The sequence below is a fragment of the Streptomyces sp. NPDC007907 genome (assembly GCF_042959365.1).
GTDB lineage: Bacteria > Actinomycetota > Actinomycetes > Streptomycetales > Streptomycetaceae > Streptomyces > Streptomyces indiaensis.
The window spans coordinates 160,792-182,632 of the sequence record NZ_JBIBKR010000011.1 but is presented as its reverse complement, the minus strand read 5'-3'; the positions used below and the strand labels follow the sequence as shown (position 1 = coordinate 182,632).

The 21,841-nt window shown below is 71.4% G+C and carries 11 protein-coding genes and 1 pseudogene; 6 read left to right on the top strand and 6 right to left on the bottom strand.

The features are described 5' to 3' along the window. From ACFZDI_RS35725 to ACFZDI_RS35710, 4 genes and pseudogenes are all read left to right on the top strand, one after another. Positions 1 to 3,049 (top strand): SDR family NAD(P)-dependent oxidoreductase (locus tag ACFZDI_RS35725; RefSeq protein WP_391256675.1); only part of this gene is annotated, 3,049 nt, incomplete at its 5' end. Between the two features lie 23 nt (positions 3,050 to 3,072). Next, positions 3,073 to 9,426 (top strand): annotated as a pseudogene (locus ACFZDI_RS35720) (type I polyketide synthase); the annotation flags it as partial. 163 nt (positions 9,427 to 9,589) lie between these two features. Further along, entirely contained in the window at positions 9,590 to 10,141 is a 552-nt protein-coding gene (locus ACFZDI_RS35715; protein ID WP_391256672.1) for a hypothetical protein, read from the top strand. Between the two features lie 132 nt (positions 10,142 to 10,273). Next, positions 10,274 to 11,494 carry a nucleotide disphospho-sugar-binding domain-containing protein gene (locus ACFZDI_RS35710; protein ID WP_391256670.1) on the top strand — a complete coding sequence of 407 codons (1,221 nt, stop codon included), beginning with the start codon at positions 10,274 to 10,276 and terminating at the stop codon, positions 11,492 to 11,494. Positions 11,495 to 11,621: 127 nt separating this feature from the next. On the opposite strand, the gene ACFZDI_RS35705 is transcribed toward ACFZDI_RS35710, so the two are convergent. The 6 genes from ACFZDI_RS35705 to ACFZDI_RS35680 all read right to left on the bottom strand — a co-directional run bounded on the left by ACFZDI_RS35705 (position 11,622) and on the right by ACFZDI_RS35680 (position 21,190). Next, a complete protein-coding gene (locus tag ACFZDI_RS35705) occupies positions 11,622 to 12,308 on the bottom strand; it encodes a 4'-phosphopantetheinyl transferase superfamily protein (protein WP_391256667.1) in 687 nt (228 codons plus the stop codon). Further along, positions 12,305 to 13,201 (bottom strand): metallophosphoesterase, encoded by an 897-nt coding sequence (locus ACFZDI_RS35700; RefSeq protein WP_391256664.1) that lies wholly within the window; start codon positions 13,199 to 13,201, stop codon positions 12,305 to 12,307. Before ACFZDI_RS35700 ends, ACFZDI_RS35705 begins: the two co-directional genes overlap by 4 nt. Next, complete coding sequence (locus tag ACFZDI_RS35695) at positions 13,182 to 16,121, bottom strand: AAA family ATPase (RefSeq protein ID WP_391256662.1); 2,940 nt, start codon at positions 16,119 to 16,121, stop codon at positions 13,182 to 13,184. The genes ACFZDI_RS35700 and ACFZDI_RS35695 overlap by 20 nt, the downstream gene beginning before the upstream one ends. Positions 16,122 to 16,419: 298 nt before the next feature. Further along, entirely contained in the window at positions 16,420 to 19,278 is a 2,859-nt protein-coding gene (locus ACFZDI_RS35690) for an AAA family ATPase (protein ID WP_391256659.1), read from the bottom strand. Positions 19,279 to 19,406: 128 nt separating this feature from the next. Then, positions 19,407 to 20,153: an alpha/beta fold hydrolase gene (locus tag ACFZDI_RS35685; protein ID WP_391256657.1), complete on the bottom strand. Its 747-nt coding sequence runs from the start codon at positions 20,151 to 20,153 to the stop codon at positions 19,407 to 19,409. A 278-nt stretch (positions 20,154 to 20,431) separates the two neighbouring features. After that, on the bottom strand, positions 20,432 to 21,190 hold the full coding sequence (locus ACFZDI_RS35680; RefSeq protein WP_391256654.1) for a response regulator: 759 nt from the start codon (positions 21,188 to 21,190) through the stop codon (positions 20,432 to 20,434). Between the two features lie 249 nt (positions 21,191 to 21,439). On the opposite strand from ACFZDI_RS35680, the gene ACFZDI_RS35675 reads away from it, so the two are divergent. Together ACFZDI_RS35675 and ACFZDI_RS35670 are read left to right on the top strand one after the other, a co-directional pair. Further along, positions 21,440 to 21,661, top strand: coding sequence for a hypothetical protein (locus ACFZDI_RS35675; protein ID WP_391256650.1), 222 nt, complete (start codon positions 21,440 to 21,442; stop codon positions 21,659 to 21,661). Continuing rightward, positions 21,658 to 21,840, top strand: a complete 183-nt coding sequence (locus ACFZDI_RS35670; protein WP_391256648.1) for a hypothetical protein — start codon at positions 21,658 to 21,660, stop codon at positions 21,838 to 21,840. Before ACFZDI_RS35675 ends, ACFZDI_RS35670 begins: the two co-directional genes overlap by 4 nt. Position 21,841: the final 1 nt, after the last annotated feature.

The window sequence follows — 21,841 nt, the reverse complement described above, 5'->3', positions numbered from 1 at the left end:
CAAGAACCGCCCCGAAACCGAAACCCTCACCCAAGCCATCGGCACCGCCCACATCCACGGCGCCGAACTCGACTGGGACGGCGTCTTCGCAGGCCACGACGCGCGCTGCGTCAACCTCCCCACCTACGCCTTCCAGCACCAGCACTACTGGCTCCAGCCGCTGTCCACCACCGGCGACGCGTCGGGGCTCGGTCAGTCCGCCACCAGCCATCCGCTGCTCGGCGCGGCGATCGCTCTCCCCGACTCCGACGGCGTCCTGCTCACCGGCCGTCTGTCCCTCCAGTCGCACCCCTGGCTCGCCGACCACGCCGTCATGGACACCGTTCTCGTCCCCGGCACCGGACTGGTCGAGCTGGCCATCCACGCCGGTGACCAGGTCGGCTGCGGTCTGGTCGAGGAGCTGACGCTCGAAGCCCCCCTTGTCCTCCCCGAGCGCGGTGGTATCGCCCTCCGGGTGACGGCGGGTGCCGCCGAGGAGAACGGGCTGCGTCAGGTCGGGATCTACTCCCGTCCGGACGAGGCGGACGCCGCGGAGCCGTGGACCCGCCACGCCTCCGGTCTCCTGGCGGAGAACACCCCAGGCACCTCGGCCGGCCTGGTCGTGTGGCCGCCCAAGGGCGCCGAGCCGTTGGACACGGAGGGCCTCTACGCCGATCTCATGGGGGCCGGTCTCGCGTACGGCCCGATCTTCCAGGGCCTGCGCGCCGCCTGGCGACTCGGTGACGACGTCTACGCCGAAGTGGCGCTGCCCGAGTCCACCGCCACCAGCGGCTACGGGCTCCACCCCGCCCTCCTCGACGCCGCCCTGCACGCCGTGGCCCTGGGCGACTTCGTGGGAGCGCCGGGCGAGGGCCAGCCGGAGAGCGGCCCGTGGCTGCCCTTCGCGTGGAACGGTGTCTCCCTGCACGCGACCGGCGCCTCCGCGCTCCGCGTGCGGCTGTCCCCGGCCGGTGCCGCCGGTACCGCCGGGTCTGGCGGCGCCAACGCGGTGTCGTTGACCGTCGCCGACGAGACAGGAGCCCACGTGGCGTCGGTGGAGTCGTTGACGCTGCGCGCGCTCGCGGCCGAGCAGCTGACCGGGGGCCGCGAGGCCACGCACGACACTCTCTTCCGCGTCGACTGGACCGGACTGACCACCCCCGCGGCCGACCCGACCGCCCAGGCGCTCTCCTGTGCCGTCGTCGGGGCCGATGACGTCCTCCAGCGCCTACTCAAGGGCTCCGGTGTCGACGCGGTGACCGTCATGGACCTGGCGGAACTCGCCGGCTCCGGGACCGTTCCCGAGGTCGTTCTCGCCGCCGTCCCCGCCTACGAAGGCACAGACACGGGCACCGCCGCACATCGGGCCGCGCATCACGCGTTGTCCCTGGTCCAGGAGTGGCTGGCGGACGACCGTTTCGCCGGTTCCCGGCTGGTGTTCGTCACGCGCGGTGCCGTCGCCGCCGGTCCGGACGACACGGTGCGCGACCTGGCGAACGCGACGGTCTGGGGCCTCGTACGCGCCGCGCAGGCCGAGAACCCCGACCGGTTCGTCCTCCTCGACCTCGACGAGGCGACCTCGGAACTCACCTCGCTGGGGTCGCTCCTCGGCTCCGACGAGCCGGAAGCCGCACTGCGTGACGGCGCTCTGCGCGTGCCGCGTCTGGCCCGGGAGCCCATCACCGGCACCGGCACCGCCCAGACCGCCACCGACCAGACCGGCCCTGGCCTGGATCCGGCCGGGACCGTCCTCGTCACCGGCGGCACGGGCGCTCTGGGCTCCCTGGTCGCCCGCCACCTCGTCACCGAGCACGGTGTACGCCACCTCATCCTCACCAGCCGCCGAGGACTCGACGCCGAAGGCGCCCCGCAGCTCGCCGCCGAACTGGCCGAACTCGGCGCGGACACCGTGGAGATCGCCGCCTGCGACGCCGCCGACCGCGGCTTCCTCGAAACGCTGCTGAACTCGGTCGAAGACGCGCGCCCCCTCACCGCCGTCATCCACACCGCCGGCGTCCTCGACGACGGAGTCATCAACTCCCTCACCCCCGAACGCCTCGACACCGTGCTGCGCCCCAAGGCGGACGCCGCCCTCAACCTCCACGACCTCACAAAAGACCTGAACCTCTCCGCCTTCGTCCTCTTCTCCTCCGCCGCCGGTGTCCTCGGCAACCCCGGCCAAGCCAACTACGCCGCCGCCAACACCTTCCTCGACGCACTCGCCCACCACCGCCACACCCTCGGCCTCCCCGCCACCTCACTCGCCTGGGGCGCCTGGGAACAGACCGGCGGCATGACCGCCGACCTGGGCGGCACCAACGCCGACCGCATGAGCCGCGGCGGCATGACCGGCCTCACCCACGCCGAGGGCCTCCACCTCCTCGACGCCGCGTGGGACACCGAGCAGGCCCTGCTCGTGCCCATGCACCTCGACCTGGCCGCCGTACGCGCCCAGGCCACCTCGACCGGCGTACCCCCGCTGCTCCGCGGACTCGTACGCGCCCCCAACCGCCGTACTGCGCAGGCAACTTCACCGGCCGAGAGCGAAACGCTGACGCAGCGACTCGCCGGGCTGTCGCGTGAGGAGCGGCGTGCCGCGCTGCTCGATCTCGTACGGCGGCAGGCCGCGTCGGTGCTCGGTTTCGCGAGTGTGTCGGAGGTGCCCGCGGACCGTGCCTTCCGGGAGCTGGGGTTCGACTCGCTGACCGGTGTCGAGCTGCGCAACCAGCTGGGCAAGGCGACCGGACTGCGGCCGCCCGCCACGCTGGTCTTCGACTACCCGAACCCGGTCGAACTCGCCGAGTACCTGCTGGGCGCGCTGCCCGACGGCGACGGAGCCGGGCGCAGTGTGCACGACGAGCTGGACGCTCTCGAGTCGCTGCTCTCCTCGCTCGACCCGGACGGCGGCGAGCGGGTCCGTATCAGCACCCGCCTCCAGACGCTGCTGGCCCGCCTGGGCGAGGGCCGCGGCGACGAGGGCGCCGAGACGGAGTCGGTGGCGGACGCGATCGACTCCGCGAGCGACGACGAGATGTTCCAGTTCATCGGCCGAGAATTCGGCATTTCCTGACCCGCTAGGAGAAGAGCGTCACCATGTCCAACGAGGAAAAGCTCCGCCACTTCCTTAAGCAGGTCACGGCCGATCTGCACCAGACCCGTCAGCGCCTCGGCGAGCTGGAGGCGGGCGCGCACGAACCCATCGCGATCGTCGGCATGAGCTGCCGCTTCCCGGGCGGGGTGGAAGACCCGGACGGGCTCTGGGAGCTGGTGCGCGACGGCCGGGACGGCGTCACGGAGTTCCCCACCGACCGCGGCTGGGACATCGCGGCGCTCCAGGGCTCCGGCGAGGAGGGTGAGGGATACACCTCCGACACCGTGTACGGCGGGTTCGTGCACGGCGCCGCCGAGTTCGACCCCGCGTTCTTCGGCATCTCGCCGCGTGAGGCGCTCGCGACGGAGCCGCAGCAGCGGCTGCTGCTCGAAGCGTCTTGGGAGGCGTTCGAGAGCGCGGGGATCAACCCGGCCGAGCTGCGGGGCAGCAGGACCGGTGTGTTCGCGGGCCTGATGAACAACACCGACTACCTGGCGCAGGCAACCGTGCTGCCGGAAGGCGTCGGCGGTTTCCTCAGCACGGGCACCTCGGGGAGCGTGGCCTCGGGCCGGGTGTCGTACACGTTCGGCCTGGTCGGTCCAGCCGTGACCGTGGACACCGCGTGCTCGTCGTCGCTGGTGACGCTGCACCTGGCGGTTCAGGCGCTGCGGGGCGGCGAGTGCACCATGGCGCTGGCGGGCGGCGCGACCGTCATGTGCGCGCCGGGCACCTTCATCGAGGTCAGCAAGCAGCAGGGGCTGGCGGCGGACGGCCGGTGCAAGGCGTTCTCCGAGGACGCGGACGGCGCGGGGTTCTCCGAGGGGGCGGGCATGCTGCTCCTGGAGCGGCTCTCCGACGCGCGCCGCAACGGCCGCCGGATCCTGGGCGTCATCCGGGGTACGGCGGTCAACCAGGACGGCGCGTCCAACGGTCTGACGTCCCCGAACGGGCCTTCCCAGCAGCGCGTCATCCAGGAGGCGCTGGCCAACGCCCGGCTCGCACCGGAGCAGGTGGACGCGGTGGAGGCGCACGGCACCGGGACCACGCTCGGCGACCCGATCGAGGCGCAGGCGCTGATCGCCACGTACGGTCAGGCGCGTGGCGCCGAACGGCCCCTGTGGATCGGCTCGTTCAAGTCCAACGTGGGGCATACGCAGGCCGCGGCCGGTGTCGGCGGTGTCATCAAGATGGTGATGGCCATGCGGCACGGGGTGCTGCCGAAGACGCTGCACGTCGGTGAGGTGACGCGGAAGGTCGACTGGTCGGGCGGTTCCGTCGCGGTACTCAAGGAGGCGAGACCGTGGCCCGAGTCCGGGGAGCCCCGCCGTGCGGGCGTCTCGTCGTTCGGCGTCAGCGGCACCAACGCGCACGTGATCCTGGAGCAGGCCCCCGAGCCGGTGGACGCCGGGTCCGCGCCGCGGGACCCGGTGGAGAACGCCGCCGCGGAGGGTTCCCCGCAGGCCGCCGCCCGGCCGCTGGCGGAGGTCGCCGCGCCCTGGCTCCTGTCCGCCAAGTCGGAGCAGGCGCTGCGCGGTCAGGCCGAACGGCTGCGCGGCCATGTCGCCGCAAGGCCCGAGCTGGACCCGGCGGATGTGGCGCACTCCCTGGTGACCACGCGCGCTCGGTTCGACTACCGGGCCGCCGTGGTCGCCGACGACCGTGACGGGCTGCTGCGGGGCCTCGCGGCGCTCGCGGACGGCGCCACGGAGACGGGCGAGGAGGCCGGGGAGGCACTGATCGTCCAGGGCATGGCCCGGCCGGACCGGAAGATCGCCTTCGTCTTTCCGGGGCAGGGCTCGCAGTGGCTCGGCATGGCCGCGGGCCTGCTGGAGTCGTCGCCGGTGTTCGTGGCCTCCGTCGCCGAGTGCGATGCCGCCTTCGCCGAGTTCCTCGACTGGTCGGTGGCCGACGCCCTGCGCGGGGCGCCGGGCGCACCGGACCGGGAACGCCTCGACGTGCTCCAGCCGATGCTGTTCACCACGATGGTGTCGCTCGCCGCGCTGTGGCGGTCCTGCGGCGTCGAGCCCGCCGCCGTCGTGGGCCACTCGCAGGGTGAGGTCGCCGCCGCGTACGTCGCGGGCGCGCTGTCGCTCCAGGACGCCGCCCGCATCGTCGCGCTGCGCAGCAGGGCGCTGCTCGCGCTGATCGGCAAGGGCGCGATGGCGTCCGTGCTCGCCCCGGTGGAGTCGGTGCGGGAGCGGATCGCGCCCTACGGTGACCGGCTGTCGATCGCGGTGGTCAACGGGCCCGGCGCGTGTGTGGTGGCCGGTGTGCCGGACGCCGTGGACGAGTTCGTCGCCGCGATGGAGGCGGCGGAGATACGGGTGCGGCGTGTGCCGGGCGCGCTGGGTGCCGGGCACTCCGCGCAGGTCGAGCCGTTGCGGGAGCGGATCCTCGCCGACCTCGGCCCGGTCGTGCCGCGGGCGGCTCGGGTGCCGTTGTACTCGACCGTCACCGGTGAGCTGCTCGACACCGCCACGATGGACGCCGCGTACTGGTACGAGAACATGCGGCGGACCGTTGAGTTCGACGGCACGGTACGCGAGTTGCTGGCGTCGGGTCACCAGATGTTCATCGAGGTCAGCCCGCATCCGGTGCTGACGGTGCCGCTCCAGGGCATCCTGGAGAGCGCCGGTGGCGAGGCCGTCGTCCAGGGCACCCTGCGCCGCGGTGAGGGAGGGGCCCGGCGCTTCCTCGGCGCCCTGGCCGCCGCCCACGCCGCCGGGGCCGAGCCCGCCTGGGACGCGGTGATCAGCCCCGGCCCCGCGGGCCGGGTGGAGCTGCCGACGTACGCGTTCCAGCGCAGCCGCTACTGGCTGGAGCCGGGGCCCTACGACGGTGACGTGACGTCCGCCGGGCTTGTCCCGGCCGGTCATCCGCTGCTGGCCGCCGTCATCGAACGGGCCGACGAGGACGGTCTGTTGCTCTCGGGTCGGCTCTCCCTGCGCACGCACGCGTGGCTCGCGGACCATGCCGCCCTGGACACCGTGCTGCTGCCGGGGACCGCCTTCGTGGAGCTGGCCCTGCACGCCGGCGACCGGGTGGGTTGCGGGGTGCTTGAGGAGCTGACGTTCGAGGCCCCGCTGATCCTGCCCGCGGAGGGCGGTGTCGCGGTGCAGCTCGTCGTCGGTGCGCCGGATGCCACGGGCAGGCGCGCGGTCGGCGTCCACGCCCGCCCCGACGATGCCACCGGCGAGCAGCCGTGGACCCGGCACGCCACGGGCACCCTCGCCGGATCCGCCGCGCCCGCGTCGTTCGACTTCACGGCGTGGCCGCCCGAGGGCGGCGAGGCGGTGCCGGTGGACGGCCTGTACGACGAGTTCCACGCCGCCGGGATCGGCTACGGACCGGCGTTCCAGGGGCTGCGCGGGGTGTGGCGGCGCGGCTCGGAGATCTTCGCCGAGATCGACCTGCCGGAGGAACTGCACTCCGCGGCCGCGGAGTTCGGGGTTCATCCGGCTCTGCTGGACGCGGCGATGCACGCCGTGGCGGCGGGGACGGTCGACGGGGCGGACGGGTCGGACGCGGGCGGGCTGTGGCTGCCCTTCTCGTGGCGCGGCGTCAGCCTGTACGCGAAGGGTGCGAAGGCCCTGCGGGTGCGTTTCGCGCCGGTCGAGGGCGAGGAGGCGCTCTCCCTCCAGGTCGGTGACGCCGCCGGGCGTCCGGTCGTGGCCGCCGACGCGCTGGTGGTGCGGCAGATCTCGGCCGAGAAGCTGAGCGCGGCGAGCACGCGCCACCACGAGTCGCTGTTCCAGGTCGACTGGGTGCCGCTGCCGCTCCCGGCGGCCGGCGCGCAGGCCCCGTACGCCGTGCTCGGTGCCGGTCTGCCCGGCGCGACGGGCCCGGTACACGCCGATCTCGAGGCGCTGACCGCCGCGTTGGCGGCGGGCGGGCCGGTCCCCGAGCTGGTCTTCGCGCCGCTCGGCCTGGCATCCGAAGCCGGCTCCGGTGGTGCGGCCGGGATTGCCGAGGCCGCGCACCGCGCGGCCCGTGAGGCGCTCGAACTGGTCCAGGCGTGGCTGGCGGAGCCGCGTCTCGCGGACGCGCGTCTGGTCGTGGTGACCCGGAACGCGGTGGCCACCGGTCTCGACGAGGACGTTCCCGGCCTGGCCGACTCCCCGGTGTGGGGTCTGCTGCGTTCCGCGCGTGCGGAGAACCCGGACCGGTTCGTCACCGTCGACCTCGACGGTGAGCGGTCATCGGCCGACGCGCTTTGGGCCGCGGCGGCCTCCGGGGAGCCGGAGATCGCTCTGCGTGCGGGCAGTGCGCTGACCCCGCGTCTCGCGCGGCTCCCGGTGACCGGCGAGAGCGGTGCGGGGGTGGATCCGGCGGCCGGTGAGGTGCCGCGTACGGCCCTCGACCCGAACGGGACCGTGCTGATCACCGGCGGCACCGGGACGCTGGGCGCCCTGGTCGCCCGCCACCTGGTTACGGAGCACGGCGCGCGCCATCTGCTGCTGACCAGCAGGCGCGGCATGCAAGCGGCGGGAGCCGCCGAGCTGACGGCCGAACTCACCGCGCTGGGCGCCGATGTCCGGCTGGTGGCCTGCGACACCTCCGACCGGGCCGCGCTCGAAGCGCTGTGCGCCGGTGTGCCCGCCGGTCATCCGCTGACGGCGGTGGTGCACAGCGCCGGAGTGCTGGACGACGGTGTCCTCGACGGGCTCACCCCCGAGCGGCTGGCGAAGGTCCTGCGCCCCAAGGTCGACGCCGCGCTGCACCTGCACGAGCTGACCGAGGGCCTGGACCTCAGTGCCTTCGTGCTGTTCTCGTCCGCGGCCGGTGTGATGGGCAACCCCGGCCAGGCCAATTACGCGGCCGCCAACGCGTTCGTCGACGCCCTCGCCCAGCACCGGCGCGTCAGGGGCCTACCGGCCACCTCGATGGCCTGGGGCCTGTGGCTGGACAGCCTCGGCGCGATAGGCGAGGCCAACGGCGAGGACGCCGCCGCCCGCACCGGGAACCGGATCCCCGGCCTCACTTCGCGCGAGGGGCTTGAGCTGTTCGACACGGCATGGCACCACGAGCACACCCTCTTCGTGCCGATGCGGCTGGACCTGGCGGGCCTGCGCGCCCAGGCGGATCCGGCGGGCGTGCCGCCGCTGTTGCGTGGCCTGGTCAAGACCGTCGCCCGGCGTTCCGCCGGCGGGGCACAGGCCGCGGGCCCGTCACTGACGGAGCGGCTGGCCGGGCTGCCGGAGCACGAGCGGGGTGCGGCGATGCTGGAGTACGTCCGTACTCAGGCCGCCTCTGTCCTCGGCTATGCCGACGCGGACGCGGTGGCGCCCACCCGAAGGTTCCTGGAGATGGGCTTCGACTCGCTGAGCGCCGTCGAACTGCGCAACCGTCTGGGCGCCGCGACCGGTGTACGGCTGCCGGCGACCGTCGCCTTCGAGAACCCCACCTCAGAGGCGCTGGCCGCCTATCTCACCCGGGCCATGGGGGCGGCGGCCGCGTCGCGTCCCGAGGACGGGGATGCGCCCGCCGCGGCCGGTCAGGAGAGCGTGTTCGGGGCGATGGCGCGGCGTGCGGGCGAGCTGGGCCGGCTCCAGGAGTTCGTCACGCTGCTCACCAGCGCCTCGGAGTTCCGGCCGTCGTTCGCGTCGTCCGCGGAGCTGTCCGACGAGCTGGACGTGGTCCGGCTGGCCAAGGGCGACTCCGGTGCCGAACTGGTCTGCATTCCCTCGGTCCTTCCGATGTCGGGGCCGCACGAGTACGCCCGGTTCGCCGCCGCGCTCCGCGATGTGCGTGATGTGTCGGTGCTGCCGGCGCCCGGTTTCGTTCCCGGGGAGCCGCTGCCGGCGAGTGTGGACGCGCTGGCCGCGGCACACGCCGAAGCGCTGCTCAACCACACGGACGGCAAGCCGTTCGTGCTGGCCGCGCACTCCTCGGGAGGCATGCTGGCGCACGCGCTGGTGAGCCGGCTGGAGTCGTTGGGCGTACAGCCGCGCGGGCTGGTCCTGATGGACATCTATCCGCTGAACGCGCAGGCGTTCGCGGGGGTCCAGACGCGGATCGGTGGCGCCGGATCCCCTGACGACGCGCGGGGGCCGGACTCCGGGGCCACGGCGGGCGGCCTGGGGGCGCTCGGCGACGTGCGGCTCACCGCGATGGCCGGGTACTTCCGCGTCTTCGGCGCATGGCAGCCGCAGCCGATCGCCACACCCACGCTGCTGGTGAGGGCTTCGGAACCGCTGCCGAACTGGCGGCACACGGTTGACTGGCAGTCCTCCTGGCGCCTTGAGCACAGTGCGCTGGACACCGCGGGCGACCACTTCTCGATGATGGAGGAGCACGCCGGCGAGACGGCGCGGGCCGTGCACGAGTGGCTCTCGCGCCTCGACCCGTCGGCGTAGCGATCCGTCCGGGTCCTCCCTGCGGAGGGCTGAGGGGGGTGGAAACCGAAGCCTCGGTCTCCACCCCCTTTCTCCACCCCTGACCTCAGGACCGGAAATGGCGCGGCTCCTAGTCTTCCTTCATACGCAAGAACGAAGCACGAGAACGAATCGGAGGTACGCAGTGACTGACGCCATGTTGGATGCTCTGTTCCTGGCCGGGATCCTGATCACCATCGTCCTTACCACCCAGGTGGGGCGGCATCGCTTCGGACTCCTCAAGTTGCTCATGCCGCTGGGACTCGTGGCTTATTTCGCCTACGACATGCTGCACAACATGAAGACGACGCAACCCAATCTCACGTCAGCCGGTGTCGGAATCGCCATTGGCGCGGTCATCGGTGTCGGACTGCTCTACACCATGAGCGTCGAGAACGACGCGACCACCGGGAAGACCTACACCCGGGCCGGCTGGAGTTACCTCGCCATCTGGATGGTCGTACTCGTCAGTCGGCTCACGTTCATCTGGTCGCTGGAGAACATCGATTCCTTCCGCGCCGATTTCGGCAAGTGGACGGTTGAGCAGCAGATCGACCCCGACGGGGTGGCCGCCTTCTTCGTCCTGATGGCCATGGCCATGGTTCTGGTCCGCACGGTCGGCGTCGGCATCCGCTGGATCCAGCGGCCGCGGCCCGTGGCGCCCGCGGGGCGGACCAGGCAGACCACCGCTGCCTGACCGTCGGACGGGAGGGGCGGGTAGGGGTTGTCGCCGCCTCTCACCGGCCGGAAACATTCACTTCAGGGAAATTGGGCCGGCGCGGCACACACGGAACGTCAGGGAGATCTGGAAATGCGAGTTTTCTGTACGGTGACCGGAACTCAGGGGCATGCCAATGAGGTGCTGCCGCTGGCACGGGCACTGGCCGAGGCGGGCCACGAGGTTCTCGCCACAGTGCCCGAGCATCTCGTCCACGTATTCGAGGGCTCGCCGGTCACCGTACGGCCCGTGATGCCGGGCATTCCGGAGATCATGCACTCCATATTCTCCCTGCGGGCCCGCTTCGAGGAGAGCAACCCCGGCGAGGAGATCGTCGTCGACAACAGGTTGCAGATGATCCTCTGGGGCGGCGGCCCGCATATCACCACCACCTTCGAGCGGATCATTCCGATCGCCCGGGAATGGAATCCCGACCTGGTATTGCGGGACGGTGGCGAACTGACCGGCGTACTGGTCGCCGAAGCGCTCGGCATTCCGCACGTCTCCTGCCCCTCGGGCCCGACGAATGTCACCGATCCCGAAGGCCTGCTGCCTTTCCTGAACGAGCGGCGCGTGGAAGTCGGCCTGCCGCCCCGCACGGAGCCGTGGTCGGTCTACCCCTTCAGCCGCATCGACTGCGTCCCCCAGACGTTTTCCTTCACGCGCTACCCGGCGCCGGAGGCGTTCGCCTACCAGCAGCCCGCGGCACTGCACGACACGCGGGGCCTTTCCGCCGAGCTGGCCGGACTGCCGGGCGACCGCCCGCTGGTGGTGGCGTCGGTGGGCAGCGCACTGCCCACGGTGATGGGCATGAAGGAGCAGGGCGTCGAGCCGCCCGAGGGCATGCTCCACCCGTCCGAGACGCTGCGGGCCATCATCGAGGGGCTCTCCGCACTCGACTGCTACGCGGTCGTGGGCACCGCGGGCTTCCCCGTCGACGGCGTCACGGTGGGGGACAACGTGACCGTGATGGACTGGCTGCCCCAGCAGCAACTCCTGGAGTGTGCACAGCTGTTCGTGACGCATGGTGGTTACAACAGCGTGCGTGAGGCCATCCGGCAGGGCGTGCCGATGGTGTCGCTGCCCCAGTTCGGCGACCATCTGCACAACTCCGAGCGACTGACGGAGCTGGGCCTGGGCGCCCATGTCACCGACGTGACGGCCGAGGGCGTCGCCCTGGCCTGCATGCAGGTGCTCGGCGACGACCGGATCCAGGCGGGCATGCGCAGCGCCCACCGGCAGATGCTCGGCCTTCCGGGCATCGGCGAGGTCGTCACCCACCTCGAGTCGCTCGTCGCCACAGCTACCGCCACCGCCACCGCCACCGCGTGACCCGGGCCTGACGTCCTGTCAGGCCCCCCTGAACCCGCTGCCGGTCCCCCGTCCGGCAGCGTCCGGCGGGCGCCGGTTCCGATCGACCGTCGGAACCGGCGTCCGCTTTTTGTGGGCGGGCGAATCCTTACGGGCGGGCGGGCTCCTGGGCCTCCAGCGCGATCGCGGTGACGAGCAGGCCGTCCCGGGCGAGCCAACGGCCGGTGAAACCCGTCAGCGGTTTCCCGTCGGGCAGCCGCCCCGGACGCAGGATCCGCGCCGAGAACATCCCGGACGATCCGCCGGCACCGCTGAAAGTGATCTCCGCGTCATCGAAGTCGATCTCTCGCCGGGTGAGGGGGAACCAGGTCTTGTAGACGCACTCCTTGGCGCTGAACAGCAAACGGTCCCGGTGCACGGGACCGGCCGTCCCCGGGGCGAGCGCCCACGCGGCCTCACGGGGCAGCGCGATCGCCCCCAGCACCCCGTCGGGGAGCGGCCCGTCGGGCTCCGCGTCAATGCCGACCGCCAGGACGTCGTCGGCCTTGGCCAGCGCCGCGGCCCGGTAACCCGCACAGTGGGTCATGCTTCCCACCACACCCCGCGGCCACTGCGGCACGTTGCGCATCCCCGGCAGCACCGGCGAGGGCGGCAGCCCCAGACCGGCGAGCGCCTGCCGCGCGCAGGCCCGTACGGTCGCGAACTCCGCGCGCCGTTCAGGCACCGAGGACCCGATGAGGGCTGCCTCCTGCGGGTACAGGGCAGTCTCCGGCCTCTCCCCGTCCTCGAAGGCTTCCGCGCAGACGACCGTCTTCGGCATCAGCTGGCTGATCATGCCGGCCCTTTCAGTCGGTCGGCAGTGCCCTGAGGGGCCGCGGTCTCCGGTGTGAACGGAGCGATCCGGCGCAACAGGCCTCGTGGGTGGCCCCGTTTGCGCCACTCGCGCGGATAGCCGATGGAGACCTCCTCGAAGCGGACCCCGTCGTACCAGGTGGTACGCGGAATGTGCAGATGCCCGTAAACGACGGCGGCGGTGTTGAAGCGTGTGTGCCAGTCAGCGGTCAGCTCGGTGCCGCACCACTGGGCGAATTCCGGGTGCCACAGGACGTCCGTGGGCTGCCGCACCAGCGGGAAGTGGTTCACAAGGACGAGGGGCAGGCCCGGGTCGTGCGCCGCCAGCCGGCGTTCGGTCTCCGCCACGCGCGCCCGGCACCACGCGGCCCTGCCGGGATAGGGGTCGGGATGGAGCAGGAACTCGTCCGTGCACACCACGCCCGCTTCATAGGCGCGCGCCAGTGACTCCTCCTCGGTCCGCGCGCCGGGCGCCCGGAAGGTGTAGTCGTAGAGCACGAAGAGCGGGGCGACTGCGAGCGGCCCTCCCGGCCCGTCCCAGACCGGGTAGGGGTCCTCGGGCGTGACCACGCCGAGACTTTCGCAGAGTTCCACCAGATGCCGGTAGCGGGCTTCGCCGCGCAGTTGGACCGGATCCTCGCGCGGCGTCCACAGTTCGTGGTTGCCCGGCGCCCAGATCACCTTGGCGAACCGGTCGGCCAGCATACTCAGTGCCCGTTCGATGTCCTGCGTCAGTTCGGCGACGTCTCCGGCCACGACCAGCCAGTCTCCCTCGCCCTCAGGGCGCAGGGATTCTGTGATCGGCCAGTTGTCGGCCATCCCGACGTGCAGATCGCTCACGGCGAGGAGTTGTCGTTCATGCACAGTCGGCGACATCGAAGTCCAAAGTGGTCGGCAGGTCCTGTCGGCGCCTGATGTTGATCTTCCGGTAGACCCGGGTGAGATGTTGCTCCACCGTGCTGACGGTGATGAAGAGCTTGCTGGAGATCTCACGGTTGGTGTGGCCGAGCGCGGCCAGCCTGGCCACCCGGCGTTCGGCCTCCGTCAGGGCCTCCTCCGCGCGGATCCCGGTCCCGGTGCTGGGTTCCGGCCCTTTGGGCAGGGCTTCGGGGCCGGCCGGGGCGACCCGGGCGGGGGCGACGCGGGCCGCGGCGGGCCGGGGAGACCGGAACAGCTCGTACGCGCCGCAGATGTCGGCCACCTGCCCCGCCTGCCGGACCAGTCCACGTCCCTTGGCCGGTGCGCCGAGCCGCTTGTAGGCGTGACCGAGGTCGGTCATCGCCAGGGCCATGGTGTACGAGTCACCGACGTCGCGGAGCAGTCGCACGGCCTCCTCCAGCAGGGCGGGCCGTTTCGCGAGGGGACGGGTGGCGGCCAGCACCCGCAGAGCGGCGCCCCGGGTGCGCAGATGTTTGGGATGCGTGCGGGACAGTTCGTCGTTCACCAGGGCGGCGGCCCGTTCGGGATCCTGCAGCTTCAGCCAGGTCTGCGCCGCGCCGGTGCGCCACGGCACCAGGGCGGGAGAGTCCATGCCCCAGGCCATCATGAGTTCGCCGCACCGCAGGAAGTCGGCGAGAGCGGCGTGATGACGCCCGGTCTGCAGCTGTAGCCCCGCACGCGCGTGGAGATAGGAGAGTCCGTAGCGGGTCCTGAACATCGCGTCGGGTACCGGTCGTTCGAGCAGTTCCGCCGCCGCCTTGTGGTGCCCCATGCGGGTGTGGGCCTCCACCAGCGCCGACAGGGGCAGTCCGATGCCGACGCCCCAGCCGTGCGCGGGCAGCCGCGCCAGCGATGCCTCGGCTCGCTCCGCTGCCGCGGTGAGATTGCCCTGCCGCAGGAAGATGTGCGCCCGGATGGCCATGAGCATGGCCATGGCGCGCTTGCCGCGGGCCTGCCCCAGCAGCCGGTCGCACCAGCGGGCCGAGGAGTCGAGCAGATCGCTGAGGATGAGGACTCCCAGCGCGGCCAGCAGCATCTCGACGGTGGTCTCGGTCAGCATGCTGGACCGCAGGCTCTGCTCGGCGTCTGCCACCGCCGTCGTCTCCGACCGCAGACCCAGTACGGAGTTCAGCGCCCCGAAGACCCGTACCCGGGCGCGGGCCGCGGCACCCGGGGCGGGTTTCGTCGGGGCGGATGCGGTCGTGGTGAGTACGGCCGGGGTGGGGTGAGTCGCCATGGACTTCGTCGGCATGGATTCGGTCGCCGTTGTGGGCGCGGACGCGGTGGCCGCCTCCGGTTCCGGACGCGGCTCGACGTACGGAGCCCGGTCGTTCTCCGTGAGGGCGTCCGGATATGTACCGGCCACCTGCCACCGGGTTGCCCTGACCTCGTCGTCCAGGCGCGGAGCGTGCGTCTCGGCGGCGGTCGTCGCCTGCCGCAGGGCGGCGGTCGCCTCGTCCACGTACCCGTACCACATGAGCTTGGGGACCAGCCGCAGGGTGTAACTGACCGGCAGCCGGCCGTCGCGGGCCGGCAGGGCCAGTGACCGCACCTGTTGGGCGGCGGTCGCTGGCTGGTGCCCCCAGTTGAGTTCGGCCAGTTGGGCCCGGATGGACAACCGGGTCGGCTCGTCCCGGCAGCAACGCTCGGCCATTTGCAGGCACCGCACCCCGAAGTCCGGCTCACCGCCGGCCGGTGCCTGGCGGGCGGCCTCCTGAAGGACCTCCCACACCCATGCCTCGTCCACCGGCCCCCGCAGGTCCTGGGCCAGAAGCTGAGTCGCGACGCGCACGGGGTCGGCACCGCCCTGGTGCAGCAGCTCGGCCGCGGAATAGTGCAGCCGCGCGGCCTCCTCGGTCGGCAGGTCGTCCAGTACCGCCTGCCCCATCGCTTCGTGATGGAACTGCCGTCCGCGCAGGATGCCCGCGTCCTCCAGGGCGGCCGCGGTCGACCGGATCGTCCGGTCCTCGACTCTGAGCAGCAGAGTCACGTTCGGCGAGGTTGGGGGCTCCCGGAGCAGCGCGATACCGCGTGCGACGGCCATGGCGTAGGGGCCACTGCGCTGCACACAGCGCAGCACGGCCTGCCGGAAGAAGTCACCGGCCTGCGGTGTCCCGCCGCCCCGGCGGGTGGGCGACACCAGGATCCGGTCCGCGGCGAGCGCCTTGAGCAGCGTGGGATTGCCGCCCGTGGCTCGGTGGAATTCCGGGGCCAGGTGAGCGGCCTCGGTGGCGGGGAGCCGGTCGGCGAGCAGCCGGCCGACGTCCTCGACGCCGAGCGGTCCGAGCCGCATACGCAGCACACGATCCGGTTCCGGCGACGCGTCGGCGGAGAAGACCTCCCCGGTCGGCGCGGGCCCTTCCGTCACCACCATGGACAGCCCGGAGAACCCGGAGTGCCGCAGGAGGTACTGCAGGACCTGGCGGGACTGGACGTCCGCGAACTGGATGTCGTCGACGGTGATCAGCACCCGCCCGGCAGCGGCCGGTGCGCCGAACTCGCGCGTCAGTTCACGCAGTACTCGCAGCGGGACCTGGGAAGCGGGCGCGGAGGGCGCCGCGGCTTCGGGGCGGTCCGGGTCGGTCCGGTGCTCCTGCTGGGGCTCGGCCGGCATGCCCTGCTGGAGCTGTTCCAGTACGGCGTACGGCAGGTCCTGTTCCGTGGGCGCCGCCACGGCGCTCACGACGGTGACCCGGTTCGCCGCGGCGAAGTCCGCGACCGCATGGAGGAGTTCGGTCTTGCCCATGCCGGCCGCGCCGCTGATGACCGCGAGGCGGGGGCCGGGTCTCGCCGTCCTGGAGTCCGCCTCGAGAAACTCGCGGAGCCGCGCCGTTTCCTCGCCCCGATACACCGTCATGGCCACGTGTCCTTCCCCTCCGTCGCTCACGGGTGGCGACGAGGTACGGACACGCCAGCGGTCGGCTGGTCCTGCCTGCACGTCGTGCTTCCCCGTTGCGATGTGCGCTGCGGCGGCCGGGACCGCTGTCCCGGCCGAGGCCGGGATCCGACTGCCACTGCGCTTCCCCGTTGCAATGCCCGCGGTGCGGGAGTACTGCGCCCCTTTCGTTCCGCGGCGGTCTGGCGGAACGGGGGTGACCGGGTGGTCAGCTCCGGTCAGGACACCTGGCTGGTGTCGAGGTCAGGTACAGATGCGGTTAGTTGGGGCTGCCGGTTCCACAGCACGTCACCTCCATCGGAACCAGATCGGCGACTGTTTGCCTGCCGTTCAGCGCGAACTGGGCGTCGCCACCGCCTGCCAGCCGGGTCGAGAGGTCGCGTCGCCTGTTGACCTTCAACTTCCGGTAGATGCGCGTCAGATGCTGCTCCACCGTGCTCACGGTGACGTACAGCCTGGCCGCGATCTCCCGGTTCGTGTTGCCGTGGGCCGCCAGCACGGCCACCCGGCTCTCCGCCTCGGTCAGCGCGGCCGTGTCCTGCGGCAGCACGGGCTCGTGACGCGGCGCCTCCCGTTCGGGGTCCGTGCCGCCCGGTATCAGCTGGCGGCAGAGCGGCGCGGCGCCACACGACTTGGCCACCTGCCACGCCTTGCGCACGAGCATCCGGGCTCGATTCACATCGTCCATCGCCCGGTACAGGCGCCCCAACTCTCCCAGGCACAATGCTAGTTGCAGCCGGTCGCCACCGTTCTCCAGTATCTCCACCGCCTCCTGGAGCTGCTGGAGGCCGCGGCGGCCCTCGCCGGTCGCGCCGACCAGCCGCAGAGCCGTGCCGCGCGCCCGGTCAGGACTGCGCAGCAATTGTTGCTCGGCCAGGCTCCGGGCCTTCTCGGGGTGGCCGAGGGCCATCCAGGTCTCCGCCGCGTCGAGCCGCCACGGCACCAGCTCGGGAGCGTCGATACCCCACTCCTCAAGGGCCTCGCCACAGGCGAGGAAGTCCCCGAGAGCGGCGTGGTAGCGGCCGATGGCCAGGTTCCAGCGGCCCCGGGCACGCGCGTAGTGCAGGCCGGGCAGGGTGTGCAGGAACACCTCGGGCACGGTCTGGCCGAGCAGGCTCTCCGCCTCATCGAACTGCCCCATGCCGGTGTGCGCCTGGATCAGCGTGGCGAGTGGGAAGGCACGGGCGAGGGACCAGCCCCGCGGCCCCAACTGCCGCAGCGACGCTTCGGCGTGCACCCTCGCCCCGGGCAAGTCACCCTGGCGCAGGGCCGTCTCGGCCCGTACGGAGGTGAACAGGGCCTGCCAGGGCCGGGCGTGGTGGGCTGCTGATTCGTTGAGCAATCGCTCGCACCAGGGAGCGGCGAGATCCAGCCGGCCGGCATACACCAGCGCCCAGAGGGCGAGGGCCAGGGGCTGCACATAGCCGTCGTCGAGCCGGTAGCGCTGAAGCACCCTGGTGGCCTCGGCGACCGCGTCCGCGCGCCTGCTCTCCGACAGGGCGGCCGCCACCGCGGAGGAGGCGTGCAGGTGGGCGATCTCCGCGTCTCCCGCGAGGGTGTCTGCGGGCCCCGGGCGCATCGGCTCCTCGTCGCCGGGCTCCATGTCCAGCGAGGGGCTGAGTACGGTCAGCCAGCGGCGGGCGGCGGTCAGGGCCGTCCGTTCCTCGCGCCCGGACCAGCCTTCGGTGCCTTCGAGGGCCTCCAGCACCTCTCCCGCCTCGTGCAGCTGGCCCGACCAGGCCAGATATGAGAGGGACACCACGAGGTCGCCGGGCGAGAGCCTGCCCGCCTTCGCGTCCAGCAGGAGCGTCGAGGCATCGATGTCGACGGCCGCCGGATCAGTGCGCCAGACGACACCGGCCAGCTTGACGGTGAGCGAGGCGCGCACCCGGTCGTCCCGGGAGGAGTTCCGGGCGAGGGCGAGGCAGCGGTGGGCGAAGTCCATGTCACCGTCGGCCAGGGCGTAGTCGGCGGCCTCCTGGAGCACTGGGACCGCCCAGAGGTCCGCCGTGTCCCGGGCCGCGACGAGGTGGTGTGCGATGTCGTACGCGGCCGAGCCGTCCTGGTGCAGGAGTTCGGCGGCGTGGGTGCGCAGCCGCGAGAGGCGGTCCGCCGGCACGGCGTCCCGCACCAAGGACGCGGCGTGCTCGTCGCGGAAGCGGCCTTCGCTCAGGAGCCCGCACTGGCCGAGGTCGGCGACGGCCTGCTCGGCATCTCTGAGGTGGAGGCCGAGGAGGCGGCTGAGCAGCCCCGGCCCGGTGTGCGCCCCGAGGACGGCGATGCCCCGCGCGATCTCCAGCGTTTCGGGCCCGCACCGGTGCAGGCAGTCGATCACGGCTTGTGCGTAGTTGTCGCCTCGTACGAGCGGCTGGTACGGGTCGCCCGCCTCGGTGGCGGTGAGGCGGTCCTCGACCAGCGCCCGGAGCAGCAGCGGGCTGCCGCCGGTGATGTCGTGCAGTTCCGGGGCGAGGCGCGCGGCTGTCGACGGCGTGAAATGTTCACTGAGCAGTCCTACGGTCCCCATCGGCGACAGCAACTTCAGTCGCAGCAGTGTGCAGTGGGGCAGGTGCGCGAGTTCCGTGTGGAATCCCCGCTTCCCCGCTTCGAGTCTGGCGGGTTCGGTCAGGATGACCAGCATCCGGACGTGGCGAATGCGGCGGGTCAGATAGAGCAGAAACCGAAGTGAGGCCTGATCGCTGTCATGCACGTCATCAACTGCGATCACCACGAGGTGATCCTTGGCCAAGTCGAGGAGAACCGCGCTCAGCTGAGGCATGGCCAGCATCTGGTCGTGGACCGATGACTCGCCCCCGGCCACTCCGTCGATCAGCCGGGCCACTTCCGCGTGGCCCCCTGGGGCCAGCGGCGCGCTCGCGAAGATCCTGCCGAGGAGGCCGAACGGCCGGGCACGCTCGGCCTGGACCCCTGCCGTGTCCAGCAGGAGCGCGCCCTCCGCCAACGCTTGGTCGGCGCAATGCATCAACAGCGCTGATTTCCCACTGGCGACCGCACCGCTGAGCAGTGCGACCTGCCCCTGCCCCTCACCCGCTTTTTCCAGGAGCTCTCTCAGCAGGGCCCGCTGCTTTTCCCGCTCGACATAGTGTGTGTCCAGGAACATATTCCTCCCCCGAGCCGCCGGGGCTTTCGCAAGGAAAGGGAAAGCCTGGCGGTAAATGCTTTGTCAATGAACGCGATCCGCAAAACCCTCGCGCGCCTGGTCATGCGGGCGCGGGTCTGCGCAGTCGGCTAGAGCAGACAGTCGGAAACGATTCCGCCGACCTGCTCCAGGTGATCGGCCAGGAAGAAGTGGCCGCCCGCGAACGTGTGCAGTTCGAAGTCACCGGTGGTGTGCTGCCGCCACGCGGCGGCCTCTTCCGCGCTCGTCCGTACGTCGGTGTCACCGGTGAGCACGGTGATCGGCGCGCGCACCTTGGCGCCCGGCTCGACCCGGTACGTCTCGATCGCGGTGTAGTCGCCCCGGATGGCCGGCATCGCCATCCGGAGGAACTCCTCATCGGCGAGGATCCGGGCATCAGTGCCACTGAGCAGGCGCATCTCGGCGATGATGCCGTCGTCGTCGCGCTTGTGGACCGCCTCTTCACGGTGCGTGGAAGGCGCGCGCCGCCCTGAGGCGATGATCCTCCGCGGAGTGAATGCCGGATCCCGCTCCAGCCGTCGCGCCACCTCGAAGGCGAGCGTCGCCCCCATGCTGTGGCCGAAGAGGACGGTGGGCAGTTCGAGCCACGGCTGAAGAGCCGACGCGATCTCGTCGGCCAGCTCTCCCAAATCCGTGAGACAGGGTTCGGACCGGCGGTCCTGACGTCCCGGGTATTGCACCGCGAGAACGTCCGTATCGGGAGCTACCGTCCGGGTCATGGGAAAGTAAAAAGATGCTGAGCCACCCGCGTGCGGCAAGCAGACGAGACGGGTCCTGGCCTGCGAGGCCGACCGGAACCGTATCAGCCAGGGCGTGTTGGTTATAGATTGAATCATTGGCTGCCGTTCCACCTTCAATTAAGTGCTCGGTGCGACGTACTCGCCGATGGCAGCAATATTAGGCAGCATGATCAAAGTAGGGGGTACCCCTATTTAGGGGCTGCGCGGTCACGTGGAGGGGTTGCGACACCCCGGCACTGGGGATGGCGCAGGGGTCCGGAGGCGCATAGGCCGAGTTCCACAGGGGGATGTGCCCCCTCGGGGTGACATTAAGACGGCGCGGACGTGATTTACGCCACGCCCGCCCCTCGGGGGTGCTCAACCTCAAATGAACCTCAACGGTAGGGGTTCGGGCCGTCCCGTGACGTGCGGTCAGAGGGGTGCGCAAGCCCCCGCTGGTAGGCGTAGCGCACGGCGTCGGCCCGGTTGCGCGCGTTGATCTTGGCGAACGCGTTGTTGATGTGCGTCTTGACCGTCGTCTCCTCGATGAAGAGCGTCGAGGCGATCTCCCCGTTGCTCAGACCCTGGGCGATCAGCTTGAGCACATCCACCTCGCGGCCAGTCAGACCGTCGGGGTTGACCCGGCGCCTGGCCGGGGCCGGGGCGGACGGGGGCTGCGGGGACTGGCTCGGGGTGACCGCAGGCGCCGCGGGCACGCTGAGCGCCGCGGCCAGCCGGCGGGTCACCGCCGGATCGAAGGTCGACTGACCCTGGGCCGAGCTGCGGATGGCCACCGCGATCTGCTCCTGGTTGGCATCCTTGGTCAGATAGCCGCACGCCCCAGCGTTAAGCGCGTCGACGAGGGACTCGTCGTCGGCGAACGTCGAGAGCACCAGCACGGCCACGTCCGGGTGTTCCGACAGAATCCGCCGGGTGGCCTCCGCACCGCCCATGCCCGGCATTCGCAAGTCCATGAGCACCACCCGAGGCGAGGTCTCGCTGGCCAGGCGAACCGCCTCCGCGCCGTCGGCCGCGCCTCCCACCACCTCGATGTCATCCATCAGATCGAGCAACGACATCAGACCTTCACGAACGATGTGCTGATCATCCACGACCATGACGCGAATCCGCGCCGAACCGGGCTCAGCATCCACGCCTGCGACCCCCACGCCTCTTGCGGTCCGAGCGCGGGCGCCGAACCAGGCGTCCCCCGCTTTCCTTCGGCGACCCAACCTACCCGCAATCCACGGACCGGCCAGACCGCGTGGGCGACCGCGGGGAGGGTCACTGCGCAGGCCGGGGAGGACCCGACCGAGGATCTCCGCCCTGATCTCCACCACAGGGTGGGCCCGCGGCACGGTCCCTCGTTCCTACCCTCTGGGCATTCCCCGGAAGGAACGCATATGAGCCTGGCCCTCGACCTCGATACGGTCATGACCATCCTGTTGATCCGCTTCGCCCTGATCGTCGGCGCCGTCGCAGTGCTCGTGATCATCGCCTTCGCGATCTTGATCGGTCTCAAGCGAAGCGGCCATCTCGGCGCCCTCAGAAGGCGGGTGGAGCACATCGTGCGGGATCGGCGCCGGGCCCTGGACCGCATCACCAAGGACGGTGGCCGCTCATGAGCGGGACGGTTCGGGCGGCGCGGTCGGCCATGACCGTCCAGGCAGACGGCGAGGAAGCGGGAGACATCCTCTTGGCGGTGCTGCTGGACCGACTGTGGAAGATGGGCATCGTGGTGGCAGCGGTTATCCTCGTGCTGACCGCCATGATCATCATCTATCGGAGAACGGGCCCCAAATAGG

What these genes read in the sequence shown, in the direction of transcription:
- ACFZDI_RS35705 (WP_391256667.1), bottom strand. Translation starts at nt 12,308, where the DNA reads ATGATCAGCCAGCTGATGCCGAAGACGGTCGTCTGCGCGGAAGCCTTC.
- ACFZDI_RS35700 (WP_391256664.1), bottom strand. Translation starts at nt 13,201, where the DNA reads ATGTCGCCGACTGTGCATGAACGACAACTCCTCGCCGTGAGCGATCTG.
- ACFZDI_RS35695 (WP_391256662.1), bottom strand. Translation starts at nt 16,121, where the DNA reads ATGACGGTGTATCGGGGCGAGGAAACGGCGCGGCTCCGCGAGTTTCTC.
- ACFZDI_RS35690 (WP_391256659.1), bottom strand. Translation starts at nt 19,278, where the DNA reads ATGTTCCTGGACACACACTATGTCGAGCGGGAAAAGCAGCGGGCCCTG.
- ACFZDI_RS35685 (WP_391256657.1), bottom strand. Translation starts at nt 20,153, where the DNA reads ATGATTCAATCTATAACCAACACGCCCTGGCTGATACGGTTCCGGTCG.
- ACFZDI_RS35675 (WP_391256650.1), top strand. Translation starts at nt 21,440, where the DNA reads ATGAGCCTGGCCCTCGACCTCGATACGGTCATGACCATCCTGTTGATC.
- ACFZDI_RS35670 (WP_391256648.1), top strand. Translation starts at nt 21,658, where the DNA reads ATGAGCGGGACGGTTCGGGCGGCGCGGTCGGCCATGACCGTCCAGGCA.